12 protein-coding genes are annotated in these 18,697 nt (G+C 41.9%); 2 read left to right on the top strand and 10 right to left on the bottom strand.

What is annotated here, in order from left to right; all coding sequences use genetic code 11:
• Positions 1 to 133: 133 nt before the first annotated feature.
• The 5 genes from FEM33_RS03490 to FEM33_RS26510 all read right to left on the bottom strand — a co-directional run bounded on the left by FEM33_RS03490 (position 134) and on the right by FEM33_RS26510 (position 8,120).
• The gene (locus tag FEM33_RS03490; protein WP_139010722.1) at positions 134 to 3,307 is read right to left on the bottom strand and encodes an efflux RND transporter permease subunit; all 3,174 of its coding nucleotides are present in this window, start codon (positions 3,305 to 3,307) and stop codon (positions 134 to 136) included.
• Between the two features lie 33 nt (positions 3,308 to 3,340).
• Positions 3,341 to 4,432, bottom strand: coding sequence for an efflux RND transporter periplasmic adaptor subunit (locus FEM33_RS03485; RefSeq protein ID WP_310588804.1), 1,092 nt, complete (start codon positions 4,430 to 4,432; stop codon positions 3,341 to 3,343).
• A 90-nt stretch (positions 4,433 to 4,522) separates the two neighbouring features.
• Positions 4,523 to 5,854 carry a TolC family protein gene (locus tag FEM33_RS03480; RefSeq protein ID WP_229214070.1) on the bottom strand — a complete coding sequence of 444 codons (1,332 nt, stop codon included), beginning with the start codon at positions 5,852 to 5,854 and terminating at the stop codon, positions 4,523 to 4,525.
• 428 nt (positions 5,855 to 6,282) lie between these two features.
• Entirely contained in the window at positions 6,283 to 7,986 is a 1,704-nt protein-coding gene (locus FEM33_RS03475; RefSeq protein ID WP_139010719.1) for a sodium:solute symporter family protein, read from the bottom strand.
• Positions 7,983 to 8,120, bottom strand: a complete 138-nt coding sequence (locus FEM33_RS26510; RefSeq protein ID WP_201747691.1) for a hypothetical protein — start codon at positions 8,118 to 8,120, stop codon at positions 7,983 to 7,985. Before FEM33_RS26510 ends, FEM33_RS03475 begins: the two co-directional genes overlap by 4 nt.
• 264 nt (positions 8,121 to 8,384) lie before the next feature.
• On the opposite strand from FEM33_RS26510, the gene FEM33_RS03470 reads away from it, so the two are divergent.
• Positions 8,385 to 10,142, top strand: coding sequence for an alpha-L-rhamnosidase-related protein (locus FEM33_RS03470; protein ID WP_229214069.1), 1,758 nt, complete (start codon positions 8,385 to 8,387; stop codon positions 10,140 to 10,142).
• 51 nt (positions 10,143 to 10,193) lie between these two features.
• On the opposite strand, the gene rfbD is transcribed toward FEM33_RS03470, so the two are convergent.
• On the bottom strand, positions 10,194 to 11,054 hold the full coding sequence (rfbD, locus tag FEM33_RS03465; protein ID WP_139010717.1) for a dTDP-4-dehydrorhamnose reductase: 861 nt from the start codon (positions 11,052 to 11,054) through the stop codon (positions 10,194 to 10,196).
• 413 nt (positions 11,055 to 11,467) lie between these two features.
• Entirely contained in the window at positions 11,468 to 11,782 is a 315-nt protein-coding gene (locus FEM33_RS03460) for a hypothetical protein (RefSeq protein ID WP_139010716.1), read from the bottom strand.
• A gap of 797 nt (positions 11,783 to 12,579) precedes the next feature.
• Between FEM33_RS03460 and FEM33_RS03455 the strand changes: the two genes are divergently transcribed.
• The gene (locus FEM33_RS03455; RefSeq protein WP_139010715.1) at positions 12,580 to 13,398 is read left to right on the top strand and encodes a LytR/AlgR family response regulator transcription factor; all 819 of its coding nucleotides are present in this window, start codon (positions 12,580 to 12,582) and stop codon (positions 13,396 to 13,398) included.
• A gap of 746 nt (positions 13,399 to 14,144) precedes the next feature.
• On the opposite strand, the gene FEM33_RS03450 is transcribed toward FEM33_RS03455, so the two are convergent.
• The 3 genes from FEM33_RS03450 to FEM33_RS03440 form a co-directional block, all read right to left on the bottom strand.
• A complete protein-coding gene (locus tag FEM33_RS03450) occupies positions 14,145 to 15,512 on the bottom strand; it encodes a sugar transferase (RefSeq protein WP_139010714.1) in 1,368 nt (455 codons plus the stop codon).
• A gap of 283 nt (positions 15,513 to 15,795) precedes the next feature.
• Complete coding sequence (locus FEM33_RS03445) at positions 15,796 to 17,118, bottom strand: polysaccharide pyruvyl transferase family protein (RefSeq protein WP_229214068.1); 1,323 nt, start codon at positions 17,116 to 17,118, stop codon at positions 15,796 to 15,798.
• Positions 17,119 to 17,711: 593 nt separating this feature from the next.
• Positions 17,712 to 18,506, bottom strand: a complete 795-nt coding sequence (locus FEM33_RS03440) for a LytR/AlgR family response regulator transcription factor (RefSeq protein ID WP_139010713.1) — start codon at positions 18,504 to 18,506, stop codon at positions 17,712 to 17,714.
• Positions 18,507 to 18,697 lie beyond the last annotated feature (191 nt).

The raw sequence follows: 18,697 nt of genomic DNA, 5'->3' as shown, positions 1-18,697 counted from the left end.
GATTTATAAGCTTGTTTTTATTCCTGTAAAATATGATGCCTGCCGGCTTATAATTTTATTTTCCCGTTAAACAAAAAAGCGGAGCACAGAAACTGATTCTGTACTCCGCTTTTACAATATGCTGAAAACTGTTTTACACAACTACTTCCTGCTCTTTGCCCGGATTTACCGTGCTTTTCTGTTTGAGCTTTTTACCGTTTGCCAGCTTTTCAATGGCCACAAAAAGTACCGGCACCACAAATATCGCCAGTGAAGTCGCTGCAAGCATACCGCCGAATACAGTCCAGCCAATGGTTTTGCGGGATTCGGCTGCTGCGCCGCTTGCAAATGCAAGCGGAAGTACGCCAAGAATAAATGCCAGCGACGTCATGATAATCGGACGGAGACGAAGCTGTACCGCTTCCAGCGTTGCTTTCACAACCTCCATTCCGGCATCAACCCGTTCCTTGGCAAATTCCACGATCAGAATGGCATTTTTGGCAGCCAGACCAATCAGTGTGATCAGACCGATCTGCGCATAAATGTTATTGGAAAGGTTCGGCAGGAACGTAAGTGTCAGAATCGAGCCGAATGCACCGATCGGTACGGCAAAAAGGACCGAGAACGGAATAGACCAGCTTTCATACAGTGCCGCAAGGAAGAGAAATACAAACACAATGGAAATCGCAAAAATGGTGGTTGTACTGTCGCCAGCCTTAATTTCCTCACTGCTCATACCTGAAAATTCGTAGCTGTAACCAGCAGGAAGTGTTTTGGCAACCTCACGAAGCGCATTGATAGCCTGTCCGCTACTGAAACCCGGCTTCGGAGTTCCGTTGATTTCCACCGAACGATAAATGTTATAGTGGGAAATCAGAGCCGGATTTTCAACAACTTTGGAAGTGATCAGCGAACTTAGCGGAATCATATTTCCCTCACGGTTACGGACATAAAACTTGGATATATTGTCGAGTGAAGAACGGAAACTGCTGTCTGCCTGAACCATTACCCGGAAATTACGTCCGTAAAGGTTAAAATCATTGACATAACTGCTACCCAGCAACGTAGAAAGCGAACTGAACACGTCCGAAACCTGAACACCCAGTTTCTTGGTTTTGTCTCTGTCTACATCAATCTGGTAACTTGGCGTTCTTGCATTAAAGAAAGTATACGCCATGGCAATTTCGGGACGCTTGTTAACAGCAGCTATAAAATTACGCGTTACTGCTTCAAACTGCTGGATATTGTCCGTACTGGTCGATTGCTGAAGCTGGAACGTAAATCCGGAAGTAGCGCCAAGGCCGGGAATCGCCGGCGGCGAAATAGCCAGTACGCGTGCTTCTTTAATGTCGCCTGTACGTTTCTGGATCTCTTTGATCACGGCCTGTACGTGATGCTCGGCACCTTTACGTTCAGCCCAGGGTTTGAGATTGACAAACATGGTACCAACGTTCGACTTGTTGGAAAAACTGATAATATTCAGTCCGGCCAAACCACCGACCACCTTCACTTCGGGAATGGCAGAAACCCGCTGCATGATTTCCTTGATCATTTCGATGTTACGCGTGGTGGAAGTCGCTTCCTGCATTTCGTAGGTTACAAAAAGACGACCTTCATCCTCAACAGGAATAAACCCGGATGGCTTGTTTTTGAACAGGAAGAAAAGACCTACAAAAAGACAAACCATCATAACCAGTACCAAAGGCGTTGCCTTGATCCATTTGGACACACCGCGTGTATAGGAATGGGAAACTTTTTCAAACCAGCGGTTAAAACGGTCAAAGAACTTTTCGAGCCAGTTTTTTCTTTCACCTTCCCCTTTGGACGGTTTCAGCATGATTGTACAAAGTGCCGGCGTCAGAGAAAGCGCAACAAATGCAGAAAGAAGAACAGAAACGGCAATGGTAATGGCAAACTGCTGATAAAGGCGCCCGACAATTCCGGGTACAAAACTTACCGGCACAAACACAGCCGCAAGAATCAGGGCAATGGCAATTACAGGGCCTGAGATATCTTTCATCGCCTGTACCGTAGCATCGCGTGGCGACATTTTCTTTTCATCAATATAATGCTGAACGGCCTCGACCACCACAATGGCATCATCCACCACAATCCCGATGGCCAGTACAAAGGCAAAAAGCGTAAGCGTGTTGATCGTAAAACCAAACGGAATGAAAAAGATAAACGTACCGATCAGTGAAACCGGAATAGCCAGAATCGGGATCAGTGTCGCTCTCCAGTTCTGCAAGAAAAGGAACACAACGATCACCACCAGAATCATGGCTTCGGCAAATGTATGAAGCACTTCCTCAATGGATACCTGTACAACCGTTGCCGTTTCCGTTGGAATTACATAATCGATATCCTTCGGAAAAGTCTTTTTCATTTCCGACAATGCTTTGATCACGCCTTCGTAGGTATCCAGTGCATTTGCGCCCGGCGCCTGATAAATCAGTACAAAAGCTGCCGGTTTTCCGCTTACAAAAGCATTGCTGCCGTAATCGAATTTTCCAAGTTCAACGCGTGCAACATCTTTGAGGTATACAACACTTCCTTCTGCCGGTGAAGATCTTACAACGATGTCCTCAAACTGTTCTTTTGTATTCAGACGGCTGTTCGTCAGAACGCTGTATTCAAAACTTTGTGTATTGGGCTGAGGATTTCCGCCGACTGTTCCGGCTGCAACCTGAAGGTTTTGTTCTGCCAGTGCTGCTGAAATATCGGCCGGCGTCATACGAAGATTGGCCAGTTTTTCCGGGTTAAGCCAGATACGCATACCAAAGTCGTCGGCACGCGAAATAATGTCTCCGACACCTTTTACACGCTGTAATGCATCCTTTAAATAAATGTTGGCAAAGTTTCCTATGAACTGTGCATCATGCGTTCCGTTTGGTGAATAAAGCGCAATCGCAAGCATAATGCTCGGCTGGCGTTTACGCACTGTTAATCCAAGTCGTTTTACGGCATCGGGCAATGTAGGCTCGGCCACACTCACACGGTTCTGAACATCAAGTGCGGCAATGTTTACATCCGTTCCCACATCAAAAGTGATGTTGATGCTGCTCTGTCCGCTGCTCGTGGAGTTACTGGACATGTAGGTCATGCCCGGCACACCGTTGATCTGGGTTTCGATCGGCGTCGTCGTAGTCTGTTCAACCGTTTGTGCATCCGCACCGGTGAAGTTACCGCTCACTGTTACAGTCGGCGGAGTTACATCCGGATATTGTGCAACGGGCAGGGTTGATAATGCTATCAAACCTACAAGGACCAGCACAACGGATGAAACAATTGCTGTGACCGGCCTTTTAATAAAAATATCTGCAATCATCTTTACTGTATTTTATATGTAATAGGAGAGAAATTATTTACCTTCTGCAACTGTTACTCCTTCTCTTAAATTCTGAACTCCTTCTACCGCGATCTTTTCACCCTCTTTCAGTCCTTCCTTGACAATGATTTCTGAACCGAGCGCATTACCGAGCACCACTCTGCGCTGACTTACTTTACTGCTGTCGCCGGCTACATAAACAAAGAATTCGCCAAGCTGCTCGGTAACTGCTTTGTAAGGGATGACAATGGAATTTCCTGCTGCATTGTTAAGCACTCTTACGGTTCCGCTCATCCCGGCTCTCAACCGGTTTTCCTTGTTAGGAAAAACAAGACGTGCCTTAATTGTTCCGGTCTGAGGATCAACGGCGCGGTCGAGTAAAGCGATTTTGCCGGTTTCCGGATAAATGTCGGTTCCGAATTTCAGCGTAAATGTCGAGTCAGAAGATTTGGCATTTTTCATCAACGTACTGAACCGGTAAATTTCTTTCTGATCCACATTAAAGTCCACTGCAAGCTGATTATCCGTAGAAACGGTATTCAGAACAGTTTGTCCGGCAGTAATGGCAGCGCCTACTTTTACTGCAGAAATACCGATTACGCCGTCAAAGGGTGCAACTACTTTCGTGTACCGAACACTGGTTTGTACGCCTTTGATGTTGGCTTTTGCAGCTTCTGCCTGCCTTTTGGCTACTTCCAGCGCGGCATCTGCATTGTCAACAAGCTGTTTGGCAACTGCATCGTTTTTTTCCAGTTCATGGTAACGGTCCGCATCTTTCTGTGCTCTGGCCAGATTGGCTTCCTGTACATTCAGATTAGCTACCGCCTGATCATAATTTGCATTGTAAAGCTGCGCATCAATGGAATAAAGCAACTGTCCTTTACGAACACGAGCGCCGTCCTTGAAATGAATGCCGGTAATAAATCCGGATACCTGAGGACGCAGTTCTATTTCGTTCAATGCAACTACGGTTCCGGGATATTCTTCATAGTAAGCTGCCTTAGTACTTTTTACCTCAGTAAGCGTTACAGGTACAGCCTGCGGCTGGGTTGGCTGTTGCTGCTGGTTTTTATCACCGCAGGAAGTCAGCAGCGCAAATAATACAGCTGCCGGGTAATATTTCATTTTATTTAAAAACATATCATTCATGGAATTTTCTATTAATGTATCAAGAGCGTTTATCCGGAGCGGCAGACCTTACTGCGATCCGGCTTTTTAATAATTCATTTGTCCGAGTGCCTTCTGAACGTCTATTTTACTGGCCAGAACCTGATAAAGCGCGTTATAATAATTGATTCTTGCCAGTCTCAGATCGGTTTCCGAGGTTACAACTTCCAGATAAGTCTTGATGCCCGATTTGTACTGAAGCTGAAGCACGTCATATACTTCGCGGGCAAGGTCCATGTTTTCCTTTTGTGCAAGCAACAGGCCCAGATTTCCTTTATAGTTGGCCAGTGCCGCCGAATACTCTGCATTGACATTCTGCTGCAGACCTTTGATATCCCAGTCCACGCGTTTGATCTGCCATTCCGCCACTTTGGTATTGGCCCTTCTTCTTCCGCCCTGATAAATCGGGAGCGATAACGTAAGCAGGCCAAAAGAGTTCGGATAATTTCTGTTGTAAAGTTCCGTAAACTGATTGTTCTGGAAATTAAGGTTGTATGCGCCGTTAATGGAAAGATTCGGCAGATAGCTCCATTTGTTGTACTGAAGATTGGCTTCCAGCAATTTTTTCTGCGTACTCAGCAGCTGGTATTCGATACGCGTTGTAAAATCCACGTTCTGCAAGGTGTCCAGCGTAACTTCACGTTCCATCTGGAGTGTGTCGTAACTTACTTCCAGTTCCTGTTCCACCGGGTAACCCATCAGTGCTTTCAGGTTCTGAAGTTTGGATTTTAAAACTTCTTCGTAACTTTTCTTGCTTGCTCTCGTATTGTTAAGCGAAATAGTCGCCCGCTTGAAGTCGATTTTATCGGTGATGCCTGCGTTATACTGGTTTCTGGCGTCGTTCAGGCTTCTTTCCAGCCGCACAATATCTTCCTCAGCTACATCGATCTGCTGTGAAGTAGCCAGTACGTCGTAAAATGCTTTGGACACATTCACCGCCAGGTCCGTTTTGTTAAAAGAAGTGTTCTGACTGGCCTGAAGCAGAACATCATTCTTGGTCTGGTTTGCCAGCAATACGTCACGGTTGAAAATCTGCTGTGAAAGTGTAAACTGCGCGGCAGAAAGGTTCTTTACACCCAGCTTGACCGGATTACCGTTGATAATGCTTGTCTGCACAATAAAATTGTGCTGAAGGTTGTAATTGAAATTAATCTGCGGGTACCAGTCTGCAAGCCTGCTTCTGATCTGGTTTTCCGTAATCCGTTCATCAATGAGTGACTGCTGGATAACAGGCTGGTTTTTGATGGCATAATTTACAACGTCCTGCAATGTCGCTTTCTGCAGTAACGGCGTTTCTTTGGAGCTTTCCTGAATGGCCTGAGAAAAAATAGGGCAAAAAGAAGTAAGGAAAAGGAATGCCGAGCTAAGCGCCAAACGCATTGTTTTTTGTGGCTTAGAGCAATGATTCATGTAGCTGTAATATTTAAGATAGAGAAATAACAAAAAACTGTTTACTGAGAGGATAAATTTCAATATTGAAAGGCTGATGTCAGCTATCTTTTGGAATGTACCTGAAAGCAGGCCGTGCCAATTTTATATCAGATAGCAACTTCATAAACCGGGTAAATGACAAGAATGTAACGATCGGTGACATAGGTAATCCAGCAATTACATCAACTTTGCTCGAATGTATTGGTTAAGGATTTAAATAGCGGAATAGTTTCATACCATGCGCTAAAAAATTGCAGGAACACTACACTTTCTTTAAAAAGTATAATTATTAAATAGAATTATACTGAATAGCAGAAATAGTGTAATGTTTGAATTTTGTAGGAACCGCTTATTCAGCAAACTGAATGCTTCAGGATTTATAAAGATGGCTTCCGGGATGCAGGTTGTGGCCAGGTATATTCAATAATCCAGGCGAAAATGATAACAAGCAAACAACCGATCAGATTGAGCCACAAGAAAGCGGTGAGATTGAACAGGTAACTGATGATAACGAAAACTTCACCAAGGATACTTCCGTAAAAAACGGCTCTGCTGCCAATGTTCTTAAAGTAAAATGCCACCAGAAAAATGCCCAGAATCACACCGTAAAACAAAGAACCCAGTATATTAACGGCCTCGATCATACTGCCCAGCCTGGATGCATACTGCGCAATGGCAATACAGAAAATACCCCAGAAAAACGTTGCCCAGCGGGAAGCCGCCACGTAGTCTTTGGAATCATCATCTTTACGGATCATGCGTTTGTAAATGTCCACAATCGTGCAGGAAGCCAGCGAATTGTAAGCCGCCGCAACCGAACCCATAGAAGCAAGCAGGATAACAGCAATCAGTAATCCGACCATTCCTGCCGGAAGATAATCGATCACAAACCGGAGAAAAATATAGTTGACATCATTGGTATCACCGCCATTGGCTTCGGAAAGCAGGTTTTCGGCTTCCTTGCGGACTTCTTTTACTTTCGTTTCAAAACCGGCCAGTACAACGCGTGACTGCTGAATGGCAGTTTGATCCTCTTTTTTGAGCGCCTCCGTAAGTGCCATGATGTGCGGGTGCTTGTCTTTCTGGATCAGCTCATGCTTCTTTTCCAAGGCTTCGTACTGTGCCGCGTACTGCGTTTTCCTGACTTTATCAACAGCGGTTTTATTGAAAAACAACGGCGGGTTTGTAAACTGGTAAAAAGCGAAAACAAGAACGCCTACAAGAAGGATCAGAAACTGCATCGGAATTTTAAGAAGTCCGTTCATGGCCAGCCCGAGCTTGCTTTGTCCCTGCGAACTGCCGGTCAGGAAGCGCCCGACCTGCGACTGGTCCGTACCGAAATAAGACAACTGGAGAAAAAATCCACCGATCAGGCCCGACCAAACATTGTAACGACTGTTGAGATCAAATGTAAAATCAATCAGGTTTATTTTTCCCATTTTACCGGCAACATGCAATGCATCGGTAAAAGAAACATCGTTCGGCAGATACTTTACAACCATAATGCCCGCTACAACCATTCCGATTGTAATAATGGCCATTTGCTGAAGATGCGTGTGGGAAACGGCCCTGCTGCCGCCGGCAATGGTGTAAAGCATTACAACTCCGCCTGAAATGATGTTGGTCCAGGTAATATCCCAGCCAAGAATAGCAGATAAGATAAGCGAAGGCGCATATATGGAAAGTCCGGTTGAAAGTCCGCGCTGCAGCAGAAACAGAAAGGAAGTCAGGCCGCGTGTACGCAGGTCGAAACGACTTTCCAGGAATTCATAGGCGGTAAATATTTTCAATTGGCCGAACTTGGGAACAAACGTGACGCAAAGCACAACCATGGCAAGCGGAAGTCCGAAATAGAACTGCACGAAACGCATTCCATCGGTATAAGCCTGACCCGGCGCAGACAGAAAAGTAATGGCACTGGCCTGCGTTGCCATCAGCGATAAAGTTACATGGTACCAGGGCAGGGATTGTCCGGCCAGCAGAAAGGAATCCATGGTATGCGTTTCACGGCTGCGGTATATTCCATAAGAAACAACAAATATTAATGTAAGCGAAAGTACTATCCAGTCCAGTGAGCTCATTGAAAGTGATTCATAAATAAGTAGAAGAGGGCAATCAGCAGGAACAGCGTGCCGGTCAGTATGATATACATCTGTTTCCAGGTTTTAACAAATGGCGGCAGCCCGTCACGGTTCAGCGGGCTATTTTCTTTCATGGCACGAGCATGGTTAATATGATGCTGTAAGTTAACAGTGAATTATACCAAATTTCAAAATTAGAACGGTTTTTAGTTAATTTTAGCATATACGGAAAAAAGCAGCGGAAAGATGCCGGACCTGAATGGCCGGAGTTTCAAAGATCGTTACAACTGAAAACAGGCAATGACCGGTCATTGAAAAACAGGACACGGCAGGTTGGAAGAGCAAATTATAATCATTTATTTTCCAGAAATATTTCAATGAAGCTAAATTGCACTTCCGTGAAACAATATCTTTACTTTATCGGATTTCTTATTTTTACGTGCAGCGGGTCGGTCATTGCTCAGAAACTTCCTCCAGTATTCGATCAGAATACGCAGTTCCAGAAGGATTCCCGCGTAAGGCAGTATCTGACGCCGAAACGCATTGTCTGGACTTCTGATAAAAGCGGCAAAAGTATTGTCAATGTTCAAAGCCTTTTAATCCCCGGAAACGGACAGGCTGACCTTGTCCATAAAAATTTCTGTACGCTGATCAGTAAAGACGGCGACATACCGGGCATACTCCTTGATTTCGGAATGGAAATCCAGGGCGGCATCCAGCTGGTTACCGATCAGCCGGCTAATCAGAAACCGATCAGGGTCCGGATCCGTTTCGGTGAGTCAGTCAGTGAGGCCATGTCGGATATAGATACCATACAAGGTGCGACGAACGATCACGCCATGCGCGATTTTACAACGCAAGTTCCATGGCTCGGAACCATGCAGGTGGGAAATTCGGGATTCAGGTTTGCAAGGATTGATCTTGTAGATACCGATCGTGAACTGCAGCTAAAAGAAGTGCGTGCCATTTTTGAATACCGCGATATTCCGTATCTGGGTTCTTTTAAAAGCAATGACGAACGTCTGAACCGGATTTGGAACACCGGAGCTTATACCGTTCATCTGAATATGCAGGAATATCTGTGGGACGGAATCAAGCGCGACAGGCTGGTTTGGGTAGGAGATATGCATCCGGAAGTCATGACGATCAACAGTGTTTTTGGTAAAAACGAGGTAGTTGCAAAAAGTCTGGATCAGGCGCGGGACATTACGCCGCTGCCTGCATGGATGAACGGAATCAGTGCTTATTCCATGTGGTGGATTTTGATTCACCGAGATTTATATAAAAATCAGGGCGACCTTGCATATCTCCGTAAACAGCAGAAATATCTTGTCGGCTTACTGGATCTTTTGATTCAGAAAACAAGGGACAACAAAGAAAACCTCGACGGAACCCGTTTTCTGGACTGGCCTTCCAGTGAAAATCCCAAGGGAATTCATGCCGGGCTTCATGCCATGATGGTGATGACGTTGGAAGCAGGTGCCGAACTTTGCACCATTCTGGATGAGCCGGCGCAGGCGGCCAAATGCAGAGCTACGGCAACACAACTCAAACTTTACGTGCCGGATGCAAACGGATCCAAACAAGCTGCGGCTTTGCTCGCACTATCCGGTCTTGTGCCCGCAGAAAAGGCAAACGCAGAGGTGATTTCACAAGGAGAATGTGAGCGCTTTTCTACTTTTTACGGTTATTACATGTTACAGGCAAAAGCAAAGGCAAAGGATTATGACGGCGCACTGAACTGTATCCGTAATTACTGGGGTGCCATGCTGGACATGGGCGCCACGACTTTCTGGGAAGATTTTGATCTTGCATGGACAAAAAATGCGGCGCCTATTGATGAACTGGTACCGGAAGGAAAAGACGATATTCACGGTGATTTCGGAGCCTATTGTTACAAAAACCTGCGCCATAGTTTATGTCACGGCTGGGCTTCCGGCCCCACAGCTTGGCTTACCGAACACGTACTTGGCGTCAGTATAATGGAGCCCGGCTGTAAAACCATTCAGGTGAAACCCAATCTTGCTGATCTGAAATGGGTGGAAGGTACTTATCCGACACCAATGGGCATTGTGAAAATCAGGCATGAAAGACAGGCCGACGGAAGTATCAAATCAACAATTGATGCACCGAAAGGCGTAAAGGTTTTGCGGTAAAATCCCGATGCCTTTCAGACTTTGATAAATAATGAGGGAAAACAGGCTGAATCAGGCTGTAACTGCCAGTTGTTCCATGCATTTTGCAAGACTGTCACGCCAGTATGGAATCTTTATTCCGAAAGTACTTTTGATCTTTGACTTATCCATCACGGAATATGCAGGCCGAACAGCTTTGGTGACATACTCAGCAGTTTTCAAGGGATTTAATCGCAAGGGCATGTTACTGATGTCAAAAACAGCTTTTGCAAGATCGTACCATGATGCAACGCCTTCATTGCTGTAATGATAAATGCCGTAAGACTTGCTTTCCGATTCCGTAATGTCCAGAATGGCGCCTGCAAGATCAATGGCATACGTTGGCGAGCCGATCTGGTCCGCAATAATGCCCAGTTCACTTCTGTCTTTTCCAAGGCGCAGCATCGTTTTTACAAAATTGTTTCCGAATTCGGAATAGAGCCAGCTCGTACGAATGATAAAGTGCTCCGGCAGCAATCCGGCAATGGCCGTTTCTCCTTCCAGTTTTGTAATTCCGTATATGTTCTCAGGCAGCGTCGGATCTGTTTCATTAAGCGGATAAGCAACATTTCCCTTGAAAACGAAATCGGTTGAAATATGAACAAGCGATGCATTGTGCTGCTTGCATGCCTTTGCAACATTTGATGCGCCGTCCCGATTTATCCTTCGGCAAAGTTCCTGTTCATCTTCAGCCTTGTCAACTGCAGTATAAGCCGCACAATTTATCACGTATTCCGGCTTTTCACGATCAAGAAGTTTGTTCAGCAACGCTTCATCCAGAATGTTTCCGTTTTCCTGCGTGGCAAATAACAGATCATGTATGTTTCTTTCAGCTGCAACCTTTTTAATGCAGCTGCCCAACTGACCCGCAGCTCCGAGAACGATAATTTTCATTTGATGATGTTAAAGTATGTTTGCCAAATATAACCAACGGCTCAGCTGCAAAGAACTTTATTTAACCAACGGCTAACCAGAATTCTTTTCCTGCTGAACAATTTTGGTCCGTAATTACATGCAAGTTGCTGCTGTGCACTTACTTATAGCAAATATACTTATAATGTAGTATTTATTCTTAAATTAATGTAGGAATAAATTTTATCCATGCAAAATGTACTTCAACGCAGTGCGCTGAATGCAAGCATGCAGCATTGAAAGCAGTATAGCCTGAAAAAGCTGTGTCTGCGTTGCCAGCACATGTTGAAATCAGTTATGCAAGTAAAAAAAGTAGTGGGTTATTCATTTATGATGTGCTGCACAAGATTATAAATGCAACAGAAAATCAATGGCGTAACGAAAAAAATCGGGAGTTACTTTGATGCGTTCTTATTGTAAAAGAATATCCCTGCGAATGCAAGAAGGAATAAAACCAACACGGCGTACACCGGAAGTTTGTACGATAAATTGATTGCTTTCAATGTGAAATCGAAAACAAAATTCAGCTTGGAATAAGCTTTTGATTCTTTTAGAATATTATAAATCAAAGTTCCGATTGTACCACCAATCATACCAATTATAAGTCCTGAAATTAAAGGATATTTGGATGTAGTGGATTTTTTCTCCATTATAGCTGCCGGGGTATCAGGATATTTTACGTAATGATTGGTATTATTTGAAGTCATCATAATTATTGTGGTTTTCAGATCTTAAATTATCAATATCTTAAAGAAGAACCCAATAAAATGTCAAATCCTTTTAAATAAATTTCGTTTCAGGTAAAATAATAAACTATTACTACAAATATAGCGTAATTCTCTTTATCTAAATAATTCCTATGATAGTTAATATACTTTTGTGCAGAGATTCCAATGCCGGATTTTAATTAATATGAAAGTTTACGTGTGATTTTCAAATTTGTAATTGTAATGTTTTCATTTATTTCCTGCCTGCAATCCATATGGAATTCCTGATTATAAGCCCGTTATTCTGCATTATGATTATCTGTAATTCCGAGCTTTAATGGAGCTTCATTAAAGATACTTCATATTACTGTTTAACCGGATTATTCTTCACGTAATTGTTATTTATCTGCAACCTGAATTATTGTGAAAATAGAAATAATCAAATCTGGAAAGGTTTTTTTCAGAAGTATATCTGCTCATTTAAGCCGTGTACAAGCTTTCTGCTTTACATTTTGATGCATTGATACAAATCGATATAAGTTTATTTACTATTACTTTGAGATTCAAAAGTTTACAATATTCTTGAATAGAGTTTATTAATAAAAAAGAAATTCAGGACTGCTTTAAACATTCATGATTTAAATTAATTAACAGATATTCCGGACAAATTGGGTATAAATCTCAACAGTCCGGATACAACATTTGCGCCAGTCAGAAAGTTGAATTATTAAGAACATCATTGTTCTGTTTTGTCTCGTGAATAAAAATTGATATCATTTATAGATAAATCCTCTTCTATTATGACTGAAATACTAATCATTGAAAATGAACTTGAAACTGCTCAGGAATTAAAGGACATGATTGAGCTAACAAACATTGATTTCAAGGTTTGCGGCATAATTCAATCCGTTTTGGAGGCCAAGATCTGGTTAATTAACAACAAAACTCCTCAGCTTATTTTTTGCAGTATCCAATTACCGGACGGATTGGGATTTGAGATTTTTCAGGATTTATCCATTGCTGCGCCAGTAATCTTTTGTACAAACTATAATGAATATGCGCTGGAAGCTTTTGAAAATAATGGGATTGATTATCTAATAAAACCAGTAGACAATTTCAAACTGCAAAAAAGCCTGAAAAAATTTACCCAGCTGAAAGAGCTTTTTGGTGAAGAGAACTCTTCAGTTAACAGAAAGATCAATAATGCAGCTTTGTATATGAACAGCTATAAAAGCTCACTTCTGGTTTATTATCAGGATAAGATTATTCCTGTAAGTCTGGACAAGGTTGATTTTATATATTACAATAATTATCAGGTTAATGTGTACATGCAAAATGCACATTATGAGACGAGAGATACACTTAATAACATCATAACCTCATTAAATCCCAGAGACTTTTTCCGTGCAAACAGGCAGTTTATTATTCATCGGAAAGCCGTTGTGAATATTCAGCAGTATTTTGGAAGAAAACTTCTTGTCGGAACATCTTCTCCCACGCCGGAACCTGTGGTTGTAAGCAAAGCAAATTCATCGGAGTTTTTGAAATGGGTTGAAGGTCTGAATAGTGAAGAGAACGCATACTCTGTCCTGTTTGATAGTATGCGTCTGATGAGTTAGTATTTTTTCAATTGATGCTATTTGCAGAGCAACATGTTGTTAAAACTGCTTTTAATTGGTTGAATCTTTGCTTTTATCAGGCTGCTCCTCCGGAGCAAACATTCACAATGTAACTAACCGGATTATGCTAGAAACAGAAAGCTCCGCAGGAGCTTATAACTGCGGAGCAGTAACTCGTTTGTAGAAAGTTTGATGAGTTCTTTATTTATGTGAATCCCGGATGGGTTTTCTTTTACCACCGCCAAGCTGCTTATTAGCAAACATTCACAATTTAACTAACCGGATTATGCTAGAAACAGAAAGCTCCGCAGGAGCTTATAACTGCGGAGCAGTAACCCGTTTGTAGAAAGTTTGATGAGTTCTTTATATATGTGAACCCCGGAGGGGTTTCCTTTTACCACCGCAAGCTACTTATTAGCAAACATTCACAATGTAATTAACCGGATTATGCTAGAAACAGAAAGTTCCACAGGAGCTTGCGTTTATATTTTCTTCAAAATAGTTTGTTAAAAAACGCAATACATGTAAAACTATGTACATATATTCAGTTCCGTTATTCTGATAAAATCGGATCTAGAGATGTGGTGATTCCTGGTTGAAATTCATATACAACTTCATCAATCAGATTACATCCTTATAATATCTTAATTGTATTAAAAAAGAAAAACCTGACGAGATTGAATCTGACAGGTTTTCTTATATGTGACAAACGTTGAGTAACGCAGGGAAAATATTTTGGGTTGAACTTATTGTCCTCTTCCCAGAACCATAACCTGAACTGTACGGAATATTAAAAGAACATCATCAAAAACACTGTAAGTTTTAAGATACTGAAGATCGTATTTCAAACGCTCTACATTTTTTGCAACTGTATCTGCATAACCAACATTAATTTGTCCGATAGATGTAATTCCCGGCTTTACAGTTAACAAGCGTTGAAAATCGTGCGGTGCGGCTTCCATCAACATATCTACATCATATTTGTACAATGGACGAGGACCAACTACGGACATTTCACCTTTCAGTACATTGATAAACTGAGGCAGTTCATCCAGACGTGATTTTCTTAGAATCCGGCCGATAGAAGTAATCCTTGGATCGTTATCACCTTGAGAATGCTGAAGCCCCATTTTGTCGGCATCCACATGCATACTTCTGAATTTGTAAATGTCAAACATTTCACCCCAGCGTCCGCAGCGTCTTTGTTTGAAGAAAACAGGTCCCGGAGATGTAATTTTGATTGCTGCCCATACTGCGAAGAAAACAGGAGCGCCAAGTATCATTACAATGATAGAAAATACAAGGTCAAATGTACGTTTCAGGGTTTGTTCGTTGAAACTTGAAAAAGGCTTGGTATTAACCTGAATGATAGGATACATGTCATGGTATTCAATGGTGGCCATGTTGGTCATGAACCCGCGGAAATCCGGAACAAGTCTGATCTGTGTTCTTTGACGTTCGCCCATTCTGATTACTTCCTGAACCTGTTCATCGTTCATTTCTGAAAGGCAGCAATAAATGTAATCAAGCTTCTTTTCTTTCACCATCAGTTCCAAGGCTGCAACGCTGTTTTCTCTTTCGTCCAGTTCCATAATTCCGTAAAACCTGTAACCAAGTTCCTTGCGGTTGCTGTAAAATTCACGAATCAAAGAAGCAAGGTCACCTTTTCCGACAATGGCATAACGGTTGTAATTGTAACCCGCCTGACGGTAAAGTTTAAGAAACAAAATGGCTGCGGCTCTCGAAGCAGTGGACGTCGCAATGAACAAGCCGTATGTCATTAAAAACTGGTATCTTGAATATTCCTCACCCTGTTTTGTCAGATAAAGGAAAGCCATCATAACGGCGCAATGCACGGTAACCGCTTTCAGGAACTGACCAAGTTGTGTGTTGAAATGGTAAGAAAGCCGGGTAAAGATGTAAGTTTTAAAAATATGGATCGTAAAAATCCAGACAAGGTTTGCAACAAGTAAAAGATTGATGTACTGATCCGTTATCAATCCGGTGAAATTGTCGAACTTGAAAAGATAAGCAACAAAAAAACTGAAGTTCAATATTAAGACATCTGTCCACAAATGTACCTTCGGGAGTATGCCGGAGTAGTGATTTTTCATAGTAAAATACGCTGAGTATATATTATAACAAGTTTAAGTCTTTTCTTTTATTAATCAAAATCTTCAATAGTGTAAACCATCATAATTCTTGGATAATCAATAACATATGTTCCTTAATTATCAATAAAATTATTTTCTTCTTCTTTTTATACAAATTCGGATCTAAACTGCTTCAAACTTGTAAATGTAACTTTTACAATATTCTAAAATTTCAAACCAAAGGATTTTATTAATTCAGCACGTACTATTTACATGCCAGTAATTGAACTTGCTTTCATTCACATTATGAAAAGAAATTTTCTTTCCCAGTTGCCGGCAAATCTTTCACCATGGTTTTAAAAGCATCATTGTATTGTACTTCTACACGGCCAAGGGTTTGTTTTACAGTTTGACGGGCACTTTCATAATTATCGTAAACTTTCATTAACTGGTCCGAAATTTGTTGTCCGTTGCTTTCCATGATCTCGAAAGTCCAGTCCTTCAATCCAAGGTCATAATACATCTGTCCTTTGATGGTATCTTCCGGCTGACGAAGGTAAAAAGCAGGTGTATTGTTCGCTATGGCAATAATCGGCGAATGACATTCCAGGCTGAGAACGGTGTGCGCTTCCCTGTAAAGTGAAGCAGCTTCATCCGGCAGCCAGTAACCATGCTTCACAATAAACGGCTTGACGTCATCAGGCAAAGGATTGACAAGTAGTTCGTCTATGATATCCACCTGATACGTCATTTCGGGACACACAACTATTTTATTGCCTGTCTTACGCACCCACGTGATCATCGCTTCGCGCACTTTTGAATGATCTTCTTCTTTGTATTTATCGTTCAGCGCAATCGTTTCCTGAATTTTTTCCTGCGACCATCCTGCATTTTTAGGCCTCATTTTATAATAGGGCGTAAGGCGCAAACGCGGAATAACACAGATGAATTTACGGGCTTCAAGTTTATTGTCTTTAATAAAACTGGCGGCCTTGTTGTCATCATGAATTTCCAGTGCAAAGGTGGCATCGGGAGCAAATCGTATGAATTCTCCGGAAATGCCGTTTTCTTTCAAAACCTTGATGGAAGCAGTTTCACGCGTAAAAATAAAAGATGCTTTCTGCAGCAAGGATTTCAGGTCCGGCTTGATTTCCTGGATCGTTACCCCAAAAATTCCGAATGGTTTGTCGGTATGTGCGGCCCATGCCTGAAGGTAATTGGCAGCAACAACATACGGACCCGAACCGTGAATAAAGAAATCGGCTTCCTGAAATGCCTCGCGAACGGATTCGCTTTGCGGAATAAGTTTATCGTTGATTTCGCCGTGAATTACCTTTACATCAGGATAATGCTTTTCAAGCATGGCTTCAACCATTTCGCTCCGGTTTCTTTTCCAGAGAATAATATTTACGTGCGGAAGCCTTTTACGAATAAGACCAATCAATCCCGGGGTATGGGCAATATCTCCGATATTTACATCCTGCCATCCGGAAACCAGCAATAAGGTCGGATTTGTCTTTTGCGTCATCTTCACGATGGAATTCGACAACAAAGCACCCGTTAAAATACCAGCATGCTGGAGAAAATTTCTGCGATCCATATTCTGTTTCTTTAAGAACAGTGTCATTCCTGTGGTTTACGTCAACTTCACTGCGTCGGAAAATTAGTGATAAAGATTGACTCAGCCGGTTATGATATTGTTAATTCGGCCCGTTTAATCCAAATCCGACATTTATTTATTATTTGGTGCAAATTCTGGTTTTATGAATTGAAATATCAATTCATGGGCAACTGGAAATTTACACAGCGCCTGAAAACATCAGGAAGATGCCAAGACTTTCTTTACATTAACTAAATTCTGAAAAATATAAGCTTGTCTAACTGTTTTCCGTATACGTTACGAACTAGTTCTAATATCTGTTCAAATCAAATCGTTTGTCATATAAACTGCAATCCCTTTTCCGGTTGCTATGACCGTATTTTTTATCCAGCCAAGCATTTGTCATCGGTTTCATGATTTGCAATCACATTTTCCTGGAATTATTTTATTGTAATTTATAACTAATTTAAGATGAATGAATTGTACAAATTCTATTATACCAAAGTAGTCAAAGTTAACGCAAAATTGGATTCTTACTAAATCAAATTTGCATAAATGCCAAAGTAAAACAAATGGTATTATTATAAGCCGGACAAATTGAACCTTGAAACGGACATTGTTTAGTGCATAACGCTATATTCCGGTACTTTGTTCAAACCTTCCACCCATTTGAGAAACTCCGAAGCATTGGCTTTGCTGATTATAACTGGTTCAGGAGTAGGAAATGAGGTTCCTACAAGCAATTTTCTGCCAAAATATTGCTGTATGCTTGTTACCGATTTCCGATGAATGATAAACTGCCTGTTTGCCCGGAAAAAATCATGCGGGTTCAGTGAATTAATTATACTATTCAATGTATCGCGGGTTTCATACTGCGTATTTTGCGTGTGTACATTTACTTGGTAATTATTGTAATATATGAAGTCCAGCTTATCCAGACTTATCGGAATGATTTTGTCCTGATAATAAACCAGCAATGAACTTTTGTACTTGTTGACGCTGGACACAGCATGGTTGAAATCCTGTTTCTGGGAAATGGTTTCCCGGCCAAATACCTGTTTGAACTGTTCGAATTTTTTCAGACTTTTCTGCAATCTGTCGCTGCTGAACGGCTTCACCAGATAATCAATTCCGTTATTTTCAAAAGCCTTAAGCGCATGTTCCTGGCCATTGGCGCAAAAAATGACTGGCGCTGCTATCGTTAGGCTGCCAAATATATCAAAGCCGGAACCGTCAGGTAACTGAATGTCGCAAAAGATGAGTTGCGGTGCTTTGTTGTTCATGATCCAGTTTCGGGCATCCCTAACCGAATTTACTGTTCCGCAAACATTAAGTTCGGAACCGATCTGCTCTATCATCCGCTTCAATGCAGCGGCATCCTGCGGCTTACTTTCAATAATCAGTACATTCGTCATATCAAGGAGGGTATTCTGCTAACAAAACCTGATTCTGTAAGGTGTCCAATCTGCATTTCGGAGCATTTCGAAAACGTTACAGGACCAAGCCTTGTTAGAACTATTTAGGATCGTTGAGTAATTATAACTTGTAAAATATTTTTCATCAATCGTTCGCCTGATTGACAATACAAAGAAAGCCAATGCAAATG

This window comes from Dyadobacter flavalbus (assembly GCF_006149045.1).
Classification (GTDB): Bacteria; Bacteroidota; Bacteroidia; order Cytophagales; family Spirosomataceae; genus Dyadobacter; species Dyadobacter flavalbus.
The sequence above is the reverse complement of the archived record's forward strand: the minus strand, read 5'-3'. Positions and strand labels throughout refer to the sequence as shown.